This window comes from Cupriavidus sp. 8B (assembly GCF_054589115.1).
In genome coordinates this window covers 1-9,424 of sequence record NZ_BAAILO010000081.1, presented here as the reverse complement: position 1 = coordinate 9,424, position 9,424 = coordinate 1, and the positions used below count along the sequence as shown (strand labels likewise).

Genomic DNA, 9,424 nt, shown 5'->3' with positions numbered 1-9,424 from the left:
ACTCAGACATGGGTCCCTCTTTTCCGCTCTTTTCGCCGAATCCCGAGGCGCCCCATACGGCCTTGGCACACCTCCACGGCTCGCTTCGCATCGCGCGTGGGTGTTTCCCGCCCCTTCGGGCGGGAAACACGGCTACCACAGTTGGTTGATCTTGCCGCTGGTTGGCTCCCCTCTCCCGCTTGCGGGAGAGGGGAGCAAGACAGCGATAGAGCTAGCGCAGGCTGATCGTGGTATTCACCCCATCGTTCACCGTTGCATCGTCAAACCACCTTGCCGTGACCGTCTTCGTCTGCGTATAGAACTGCACCACCTGCTTGCCATAGGGGCCGAGGTCGCCCAGCTTGGAGCCGCGCGAGCCGGTGAAGCTGAAGTAGGGCACGGGTACCGGGATCGGGATGTTTATGCCGACCTGGCCGACGTCGATCTCGCTCTGGAACTTGCGGGCTGCCGCGCCGCTTTGGGTGAACACGCCCGTGCCGTTGCCGAAGGGGTTGCGGTTGACCAGGGCGATGGCTTCATCCAGCGTGTCGACGCCGATCACCACCAGTACCGGGCCGAAGATTTCCTGGGTGTAGATCGACATCTCGGTCGTGACATCGGCAAACACGGTCGGGCCGATGAAGTTGCCTTCGGGGTAGCCATCCACCTGCACGTTGCGGCCATCGAGCGCCAGCGTGGCGCCTTCGCGTTCGCCGGCTTCGATCAGGCCGAGCACGCGCTGTTTTGCGGCGACGGACACCACCGGGCATACGTCGGTGCCGGGCTCGTTGCCGGCGCCGACCTTGAGCGTGGCGGCCTTTTTCACCAGTTCGGGCAGCCATTCGCGCGCGGCGCCTACCAGCACCGCTACCGAGGTCGCCATGCAGCGCTGGCCGGCGGCGCCGAAGGCCGCGCCGGCCAGCGCGTTGAGCGTGTGCTCGCGGTGCGCGTCGGGCAGCACCACGGCGTGGTTCTTGGCGCCCATCATCGATTGCACGCGCTTGCCGTGGGCGCCGGCGAGATTGTAGACGTGGGTGCCCACGGCGGTGGAGCCGACGAAGGAAACCGCCTTGATGTCCGGGTGCGTGCACAGCGCGTCCACCACCTCGCGCGCGCCGTGGACCACGTTGAGCACGCCGGCGGGCACGCCAGCCTCGATGGCCAGCTTGACCAGTTCCATGGTGGACAGCGGGTCTTGCTCCGACGGCTTGAGCACGAAGGTGTTGCCGCACACAATCGCCATGGGAAACATCCACAGCGGGATCATGGCCGGGAAGTTGAACGGGGTGATGCCGGCGCACACGCCAATCGGTTGCTGCAGGGTGTAGGTGTCGACGGTGGCTGCCACGTTCTCGGCAAAGCCGCCTTGCTGCAGCGTGCCGATCGAGCAGGCATGCTCCACGACCTCGAGCCCGCGGAAGATATCGCCTTCGGCGTCGGCCAGGGTCTTGCCCTGCTCGGCGGTGAGGATGGCGGCAATGCGCTTGCTGTGCTCGCGGATCAGCGCCTGGTACTTGAGCATGATGCGCAGCCGCGCACCTAGCGGCGTGTGGCGCCAGGTGGCAAAGGCGCGATGCGCCGCGCCCACGGCGGCATTGACCTCGGCCGCGGTGGCCAGCGGCACCCGCGCCAGCACTTGCTGGGTGGCGGGATTGACGACGGGGCGGAATTCAGTGGCGGCGGACTCCACCCACTCGCCGTTGATCAACAGCTTGACGGTGGGTACGGCGGCATTGGGGTTCTGGGCACTCATGGGGTGGTCTCCGTCGGTTTTAGGTGTGGGTGGTGCAAGGCTGGAAAGTAGTCAGGCAGACGGCTCAAAGGGTGCGCGCGATCAGCATGCGCTGGATTTCGCTGGTGCCTTCGTAGATCTGCGTAATGCGGGCATCGCGGTAATGGCGCTCGACCGGGTAGTCCTCCAGGTAGCCGTAGCCGCCGTGGATCTGCAGCGCCTTGGAGCACACGCGCTCGGCCAGCTCCGAGGCATAGAGCTTGGCCTGCGAGGCTTCCGAGAGGCAGGGCTGGCCGGCCGTGCGCATATGCGCGGCGCGGTGCACCAGCAGGCGCGCGGCGTTGAGCTCGGTGGCCATGTCAGCCAGCATGTTGGCAATGGGCGGGTGCTCGCGCAGCGGGCGGCCAAACTGCACGCGCTCGGCGGCGTAGCGGCAGGCGGCCTCGAAGGCCGAGCGGGCAATGCCGAGCGCTTGCGCGCCGATGCCGATGCGCCCGCCTTCCAGGTTCGACAGGGCAATGCGCAATCCCTCGCCGGGCTCGCCGAGCAGCGCGTCGTGCGGCACGTGGCAGTCGTCCAGCGTGATGGCGCAGGTGTCGGAGGCGCGGATACCCATCTTGCGCTCGGGCGTATGCACCGAGAAGCCGGGCGTATCGGTGGGCACCACGAAGGCCGAGAGACCGCGCTTGCCTTGCGCCGGTTCGGTGGCGGCAAACACGATGGCCACGCTGGCGCGCTGGCCGTTGGTGACGAACTGCTTGCTGCCCGAGAGCACCCAGCCGTTGTCGGTTGCGCGCGCCCGGGTGCGCAGGTTATGCGCTTCCGAGCCGGCCTGCGGCTCGGTCAGGCAGAAGGCGCCAATCATCTCGCCGCTGGCCAGGCGCGGCAGGTAGCGCGCTTTTTGCGCCTGCGTGCCATAGTGCAGGATCGGCCCGCAACCCACCGAGTTGTGCACGCTCATCAGCGTGGCGCAGGCCGCGCAGCCGGCGGCGATCTCCTCGATGGCCAGCGCGTAGGCGATGTAGTCGGTATAGGTGCCGCCCCATTCCTCGGGCACGATCATGCCGAGCAGGCCGAGCGCGCCCATTTCCGCCACTACCTCTGGCGGCAACTGGCCGGCGCGGTCCCACTCGGCGGCGCCGGGTGCCAGCCGCTCGGTGGCGAAGGCGCGCGCGGTGTCGCGGATCATGGCTTGCTGTTCGCTGAATTCGTGATGCATGGCGGCTCGGGTTGGGCCGGGATTGGCGTGGGGACGCGCGATCCAGGTGAGGCTGGCGGTCTGGTGGCCCGCGCGGGGCGGGAGTGTTGGTAGCAAGTGTAGGAAGACAGGCGGGGCGCTCCTATGCCAGAATCCGCCAACCTTGCTGAACTCGTTTGCCACTGCCGGCCACTGCCGGCAAGCCCGGGCCAGCAAGCCATCCAGTCCAGATCCTTGCCTTTCCATGGAAAAACACAGCGTCGCCATCTGCTTCGTGCATCACGCCATCGCGGGCCTGCGCGCGCGCGGCATCGCGCCGGAGCCGGTGCTGCAGGCGGCGGGCATCGTGCCCGCGCTGCTGGCGGTGCCGCAGGCGCGCGTGTCCGCCGCAAGCTATAGCGCATTGTGGATGGAGGTGGCCGCCGCGCTGGACGATGAGTTCTTTGGCCAGGACACACGCCGCATGAAGTGCGGCAGCTTTGCCATGCTGTGCCACGCGATCGTGGGCAGCAAGACGCTGGCGCAGGGGCTGGAGCGGGTGGTGCGTTATTTCGGCTTGCTGCTGGACGATATCGGCGTGCGGCTGGAGCGCGAAGGCGTGGGCGCCGAGGCCGGGGCAGGCAAGCGGGGCAGGGCGGCGCTGGTGCTGAGCGCCACCTCAAGCCGGCCGCCGGGCGTGTTCGCCCAGGAGACCATGCTGATCATGCTGCACGGGCTGATGAGCTGGCTGCTGCGCCGGCGCGTGCCGGTCCTGCTGGCTGCGTTCAGCTATCCGGAGCCGGCCTACAGCGCGGAGTACCGCCTGATGTACTCGCGCCACCTGGCGTTCGACCAGCCGGCCACGGCGCTGGTGTTCGACGCGGCCTGGCTGGACCAGCCGGTACACCAGGACGAGCGCAGCCTCAAGGCTTTCCTGCGCGACGCACCGCACAACGTGGTGGTGAAGTACACGGACCGGACCAGCATCATGGCGCGCGTGCGGCGCCAGTTGCGCGCGCAGCCGCCGGAGCAGTGGCCCACCTTTGACCGGCTGGCGCACGACGTGCACATGTCGTCATCCTCGCTGCGGCGCCGGCTGATGGAAGAGGGCGGGACCTACCAGCAACTGAAGGATGAGATGCGGCGCGACCTGGCCATCGAAGCGCTCAGCCATTCCAGCCGGCCGCTGGCGGAAATCGCGGCCGAGCTTGGCTTTGCCGAGCCGGGCGCTTTCCATCGCGCGTTCCGGCGCTGGACCGGGCTGCGGCCGGGGGCGTACCGGGGTACCCCGGCGCAGGAATAGACGCGCCCGCCCAGCGGCGCTCAATGATTTCCCGTGGCCAATTCCGCGGCGCGGGCGGTACCGCACCAGCACGTAGCCCGCGCAGGCGCAGAACGTGGCATGGAATGCAGAGACGATGACCACGCGGGTGTTGAAGTCGTCGAACACATAGCGCCACGCCATGATCCCGGCCACCACGGCGAGGGTGCCGGCGACCATGGCTCGCCACGGCGGCTCCCGTCCACAGAAGCGCGAGATGCCGGCATGGAACAAGGCCAGGGCCCAGGCCAGCGCGCCGTTGGCCACCACGATCGACAACACGTCGGGGATCATGCCGCGCAGTGTAAAAAGCAACAGTGCCGCCATGCCCGTCAGGTTGGCCTGCCACCACAGCGTCACGCCCGGCTGGCCGCAGCGCCGCAGCGACCAGACGATCGCCAGCATCATGGTGCCAAGGAGCGTCGTAACGGCTTGCAAGGCGAACGGGTCCGACATCTACGAACTTTCTCCTGTGGCGGTTGGGTGGCGAGGTGAGGCTGGATTCATCGCCTTGGCCGGCGCGAAGCTCCGGAGAATACCCTAGCAGCGCGGGCGACATCCACCCACGTGCGCAGGGGTGCCGGCCAGCCGCCTGCGCTGGCCGGCACAAGAGGGACGCAGCGGGGCATGACGGCTAGAATGGCGGATGGCGCGTTTTGATCGGCGGGGCGCATCAATGCAAGCCCTTTCCTTTTACTCTCCTCGCACCCATCCCGCTGCCCTAGCCTGGAACACAATGCAACCGATCAGATTCGACCTCGGCGACCTGCAGGCCATGGTGGCGGTCGTGGAGCAAGGCGGCTTCCGCGCCGCGGCCGAGGCCCTCAGCCTGTCGCAGCCGGCCCTGTCGCGCCGCATCGACAAGCTGGAGCAGGCGCTCAATGTCAGGCTGTTCGAGCGCACCACGCGTCGCGTCGCCCTTACCGTGGTGGGCCGCGAGTTTGTCGGCAAGGCACGCACGCTGCTGGCGGAAGTGGAATCTTCCCTGATGGGTATCGGTGACGCGGCCGCGACGCGCTCAGGCGAAGTGACGGTCGCCTGCGTGCCTTCGGCGGCGCATTACTTCCTGCCGGCGGTGATCGCGCGCTTTCATGCGCAATTCCCCAACGTCCGCGTCAAGATGGTGGACGAAGGCGCCAATGTCGTATTGCACAGCGTGGCCAGCGGCGAGGCGGACTTCGGCCTGAACTTCATCGGCACCCAGGAGGCCGACCTGCTGTTCGAGCCCTTGCTGCGCGATCCCTTCGTGCTGGCCTGCCGCCACGACCATCCGCTGGCCCGGCGCCGCTCGGTGAAATGGGCCGAACTTGGCGCACACACGCTGGTAGCGTTAGCTAAGTCGAGCGGCAACCGGCTGATGCTGGATCTTGCCCTGGCCGAAGTGCCGCTGCGGCCGGCCGCCTTCTATGAGGTGCGCCATGTCAGCAGCGTGCTGGCGCTGGTGGAGGCCGGGCTGGGTGTTGCGGCCGTGCCGCGCCTGGCATTGCCCGGTGGCGAGCGCGCCGCGCTGGTCGCGGTCCCCCTGCGCGATCCCGCGGTGTCCCGCACGCTGGGCATCCTGCGCCGCCGGGGGCGCGCGTTGTCAGCGCATGCGCAGGCGTTCTATGACATGGTTGGGCAGGCGGTGGCAAGGCGCGGTCGGAGCACGGCGGCTTCGGCGCACGGCGGGGGCAGCGGCGCCGGAATTGATGCATAAAACCGATCAAAGCCAAGAAATATTGCATTATCGCCGCGCGCGGTGCTTGCATAGAATGGTCGGCCTGCCCCGCAGAGACAAAAAGCGGGTAGACCGAATCCCAGATCAATGCCCACAGAGAGCGCATATGACCCAGCCAACCATCGCCGTTGCGTGCCCCGTCAAGGCAACCCGCACGCCCGTTTCCCCTTCGCATCCTCCCCGGCAGCACCAGCAGCCCTGGCTGGCGCTCATGCTGGCCGGCGTAGCCAGCCTTGCGCTGGCCACCGGCAATGCGCTCGCCGACGAGGTCAAGGTCATGAATTCGGGTGGTTTTACGGCAGCCTACAAGGCGCTCGGCCCGGGCTTCGAGAAGGCCACCGGCAATACCTTGTCCACCGCGTGGGGCCCGTCGATGGGCAAGTCGCCCGAGGCCATTCCCAACCGGCTCGCGCGCGGCGAGCATGCCGATGTGTTGATCATGGTGGGCTATGCGCTGGACGACCTGATCAAGCAAGGCAAGGTGGTGCCGGACAGCCGGGTCGACCTGGCCGATTCGCGCATCGGCCTGTCGGTGCGTGAAGGCGCCCCCAAGCCGGATATCAGCACGGTCGATGCATTCCGCAAGAGCTTGCTGGATGCCAAGTCCATTGCCTACTCGGACAGCGCCAGCGGCGTGTATGTCGAGACGGAGATGTTCAAAAAGCTGGGCATCGAGGAGCAGGTCAAGGGCCGTGCCCATCGGATCGAGAAGACGCCGGTGGGCAGCGTGGTGGCGCAGGGCGATTACCAGATCGGACTGCAGCAGGTCAGCGAGTTGCTGCCGGTCAAGGGCGCCAGCTTTGTTGGCAAGATTCCCGAGCCGATGCAGAAGATCACTACGTTTGCCGCCGGCGTGCCGGTGGGGGCCGAGCATCCGGAGGCGGGGCGCGCGTTGATTCGCTATCTGGCTTCGCCCGCGGCGCGGGGCGAGATCGAGCGCAGCGGGATGGATCCGGTCGTGGGTGCCAAAACGGCGCAGTAAGGGCGCGTTCTCATTCGCCGGTAGCGGCTGCCGCGTCTTTTTCCCAAGGTGGCAGCGGCGACAGGCTCTCCCGCAGCAAAGCCAGGAACACCTGGATGGGCCGCAACGCCATCTTGCGCACGGGCACCTGGGCTTTGAGCCAGGTCGCGTGCAGCGGATAGCCGCCCATCAGGCCGATCAGCTCGCCTTTGCCGAGCGCGCCGGCGGCAATATAGGTCGGCAATATCGCGATGCCGTTTCCCTCGCAGACGGCAGAGTAAAGCACGTGGTTGTCGTTTGACGACAAGGCGGTGGGTACATCCACACTGACCTGCCCCGAGACGCTATCGAACAGCCAGGTGCTCCCGGTAGGATTGAACACCAGGCACTCGTGATCATGCAGGTCGCGCGGATGCGCCGGTGTCCCGGCGCGAGCCAGGTAGGCCGGCGTGGCGCACAGGATCTGCTTGAGCTGGCACAGCGGCTCGTCGTGGACCCCGTCGTAGGTTGACGGCAGGCCGCCAAGCGCAATGTCGAAACCTTCTTCGATCGGATTGACCGAGCGGTCCACCAGCACCACATCCATGGTGACCTTGGGGTGCAGCCTCTTGAAGCGGGCAAAGATGGTGCCCAGGTAAAGCACGGTGAGCGACGTCGGCGCCCGCACCCGGAGGTGCCCCTCGAGCGCGTCGGACTCCTTCCCGAAATCTTCCACCAGGCTGTCGAAGTCGCCCAGCAGCGCGCTGGCCCGCGGCTGGAACTTCTGCCCGGCAACGGTTAGCTCCATGGTTCGCGTGGTCCGATGAAACAACGCCGTGCCGAGCGTCCACTCCAGGTGCGCCACGCGCTTGGCGATGACGGAAGGCACCACGTTGAGCTGGCGCGCGGCTTCCGAGAAGTTGCCTAGCTTGGCGGTCACCAGGAACGCCCGCAGATTGGCGACTGTGTCCATATTTATTCCAAATCGCGATAACTGTACTGGCAATTTAGCAGAAGCAACGCCGAATCGCAGCAAATAGAATGGCACGCATCAGGCCGGCAAGGCCCATGGAGGCGAAGCGATGAAAGAGGCAGGCGCTGGAATCGTGCGGGAACAAGCACGTGAAACCGAGATACTCGGCGAATTCGATGTGGTGGTACTGGGCGGCGGGCCGGCCGGCATTGCCGCGGCGGCGGCGTCAGCCCGCGCCGGGCAGGCGACGCTGCTGGTGGAGCACTATGGCTTTCTTGGCGGGATGGGGACTGCCGCGGGCGTCACCAACTTCTGCGGCCTGCACGCCAATGTGTTCGGTGAGATCCAGCAGGTCGTGCATGGCGAAGCCGACGAACTGCTGGCGCGCCTGCGGCACTTGGGCGGGCTCAATGAGCCGCACGTGCTGTTTCAAGGCAGGATCGCAGCGCAAGCCTATGACAACGCGGCATTGAAGGTGGCTGCCGACCAGCTGGTGCTGTCCAGCGGCGCCCGGCTGCTGTTCCACGCGCGGGCGGTGGGCGTGCAGATGGCCTCGCCGGCGACGATCGGCGCGCTCCTGATCGAGACCAAGTCCGGGCGGCGCGCCGTGGTGGCAAAGACGTATATCGACTGCTCCGGCGATGGCGACCTGGCGGCATTCGCCGGCGCCCCTTTCGAGAAGGGGGACGACGGCGAAACGATGCTGTACCCCTCGACCATGTTCCGCATCAATGGCGTGGACCCGGTGCTGGCCGGCGACGCCTGGAATCATTTTGGAAAATGGATGGAAGAGGCGGAGGCCAGGGGCCGGACTTTCCCGCGCAAGACCCCGATCATCCGGCCGCAGAAGAACCCGGTGGAATGGCGCGCCAATGTGACGCAGCTGAGCTTGCCTGACGGCTCGCCGGTGGATTGCACCGACGCCCTCCAGCTGAGCTGGGCCGAAACGGAAGGCCGCCGCCAGATCGTCGATTTCTTCCAGTTCCTGCGCGAATCCGCGCCCGGTTTCCAGAATGCCTATCTGCTGGAGATTGCCCCGCAGGTCGGCGTGCGCGAGACACGGAGAATCATCGGCGAGTATCAGCTGACGCAAGACGATGTGCTGCAATGCGCCAGCTTTGACGACGCGATTGGCGTCAACGGGTGGCCCATCGAGGCCCACGTGGCGGGCAACATCGTGTTCAAGTGGCAGGACACCCCGCATTGCCGGGGATTCAATCACCTGCCGTATCGCATGATGGTGCCCAAGGCGATCGACAACCTGCTTGTCGCCGGGCGCTGCGCATCCATGACCCACATGGGGCAGTCGGCCGCCCGCGTGTCCGGCGCCTGCTTCGTGATGGGCCAGGCTGCCGGCACGGCCGCTGCCTTGTCCGCCGCCACCGGCACCATCCCGCGCGCCGTCGATATTGGCCGCTTGCAGGAAACGCTCCGGCAAAACGGTGCCTACCTGGGCCTTCCCGGCTGACGGGATACCAATACAAAAAGAGGTTCTTCAGACTTTCCTGTGGGTAGGTAGTACGCTTTCGCGCATGGCTTGGTAAGGAGGTGTGCGATGGACAGCGTGGAACTGTACCGGCAGCTG

The 9,424-nt window shown here is 66.7% G+C and carries 8 protein-coding genes; 5 read left to right on the top strand and 3 right to left on the bottom strand.

Features of this window, described 5'->3' with window-relative positions; all coding sequences use genetic code 11:
• Window positions 1-211: 211 nt before the first annotated feature.
• Both ACYP5B_RS07610 and ACYP5B_RS07605 read right to left on the bottom strand, forming a co-directional pair.
• Window positions 212-1,732, bottom strand: a complete 1,521-nt coding sequence (locus tag ACYP5B_RS07610) for a CoA-acylating methylmalonate-semialdehyde dehydrogenase (RefSeq protein WP_459569177.1) — start codon at window positions 1,730-1,732, stop codon at window positions 212-214.
• A 64-nt stretch (window positions 1,733-1,796) separates the two neighbouring features.
• On the bottom strand, window positions 1,797-2,930 hold the full coding sequence (locus ACYP5B_RS07605) for an acyl-CoA dehydrogenase family protein (RefSeq protein ID WP_318234834.1): 1,134 nt from the start codon (window positions 2,928-2,930) through the stop codon (window positions 1,797-1,799).
• Window positions 2,931-3,153: 223 nt separating this feature from the next.
• On the opposite strand from ACYP5B_RS07605, the gene ACYP5B_RS07600 reads away from it, so the two are divergent.
• The 4 genes from ACYP5B_RS07600 to ACYP5B_RS07585 all read left to right on the top strand — a co-directional run bounded on the left by ACYP5B_RS07600 (window position 3,154) and on the right by ACYP5B_RS07585 (window position 6,908).
• On the top strand, window positions 3,154-4,191 hold the full coding sequence (locus ACYP5B_RS07600) for an AraC family transcriptional regulator (protein WP_318234835.1): 1,038 nt from the start codon (window positions 3,154-3,156) through the stop codon (window positions 4,189-4,191).
• A 160-nt stretch (window positions 4,192-4,351) separates the two neighbouring features.
• The gene (locus tag ACYP5B_RS07595) at window positions 4,352-4,753 is read left to right on the top strand and encodes a hypothetical protein (protein WP_459569176.1); all 402 of its coding nucleotides are present in this window, start codon (window positions 4,352-4,354) and stop codon (window positions 4,751-4,753) included.
• 192 nt (window positions 4,754-4,945) lie between these two features.
• Window positions 4,946-5,905, top strand: coding sequence for a LysR substrate-binding domain-containing protein (locus ACYP5B_RS07590; protein WP_459569175.1), 960 nt, complete (start codon window positions 4,946-4,948; stop codon window positions 5,903-5,905).
• Between the two features lie 232 nt (window positions 5,906-6,137).
• Window positions 6,138-6,908: a substrate-binding domain-containing protein gene (locus tag ACYP5B_RS07585; protein WP_459569178.1), complete on the top strand. Its 771-nt coding sequence runs from the start codon at window positions 6,138-6,140 to the stop codon at window positions 6,906-6,908.
• A 10-nt stretch (window positions 6,909-6,918) separates the two neighbouring features.
• Here ACYP5B_RS07585 and ACYP5B_RS07580 read toward each other — a convergent pair whose 3' ends face one another.
• On the bottom strand, window positions 6,919-7,839 hold the full coding sequence (locus tag ACYP5B_RS07580; RefSeq protein WP_400093480.1) for a LysR family transcriptional regulator: 921 nt from the start codon (window positions 7,837-7,839) through the stop codon (window positions 6,919-6,921).
• Window positions 7,840-7,948: 109 nt separating this feature from the next.
• On the opposite strand from ACYP5B_RS07580, the gene ACYP5B_RS07575 reads away from it, so the two are divergent.
• Window positions 7,949-9,307, top strand: a complete 1,359-nt coding sequence (locus ACYP5B_RS07575; RefSeq protein ID WP_400093479.1) for an FAD-dependent oxidoreductase — start codon at window positions 7,949-7,951, stop codon at window positions 9,305-9,307.
• The last annotated feature ends 117 nt before the right edge of the window (window positions 9,308-9,424 follow it).

Coding starts and splice junctions, on each gene's coding strand:
- ACYP5B_RS07590 (WP_459569175.1), top strand. CDS start 4,946: ATGCAACCGATCAGATTCGACCTCGGCGACCTGCAGGCCATGGTGGCG.
- ACYP5B_RS07600 (WP_318234835.1), top strand. CDS start 3,154: ATGGAAAAACACAGCGTCGCCATCTGCTTCGTGCATCACGCCATCGCG.
- ACYP5B_RS07595 (WP_459569176.1), top strand. CDS start 4,352: ATGATCCCGGCCACCACGGCGAGGGTGCCGGCGACCATGGCTCGCCAC.
- ACYP5B_RS07610 (WP_459569177.1), bottom strand. CDS start 1,732: ATGAGTGCCCAGAACCCCAATGCCGCCGTACCCACCGTCAAGCTGTTG.
- ACYP5B_RS07580 (WP_400093480.1), bottom strand. CDS start 7,839: ATGGACACAGTCGCCAATCTGCGGGCGTTCCTGGTGACCGCCAAGCTA.
- ACYP5B_RS07605 (WP_318234834.1), bottom strand. CDS start 2,930: ATGCATCACGAATTCAGCGAACAGCAAGCCATGATCCGCGACACCGCG.
- ACYP5B_RS07585 (WP_459569178.1), top strand. CDS start 6,138: ATGCTGGCCGGCGTAGCCAGCCTTGCGCTGGCCACCGGCAATGCGCTC.
- ACYP5B_RS07575 (WP_400093479.1), top strand. CDS start 7,949: ATGAAAGAGGCAGGCGCTGGAATCGTGCGGGAACAAGCACGTGAAACC.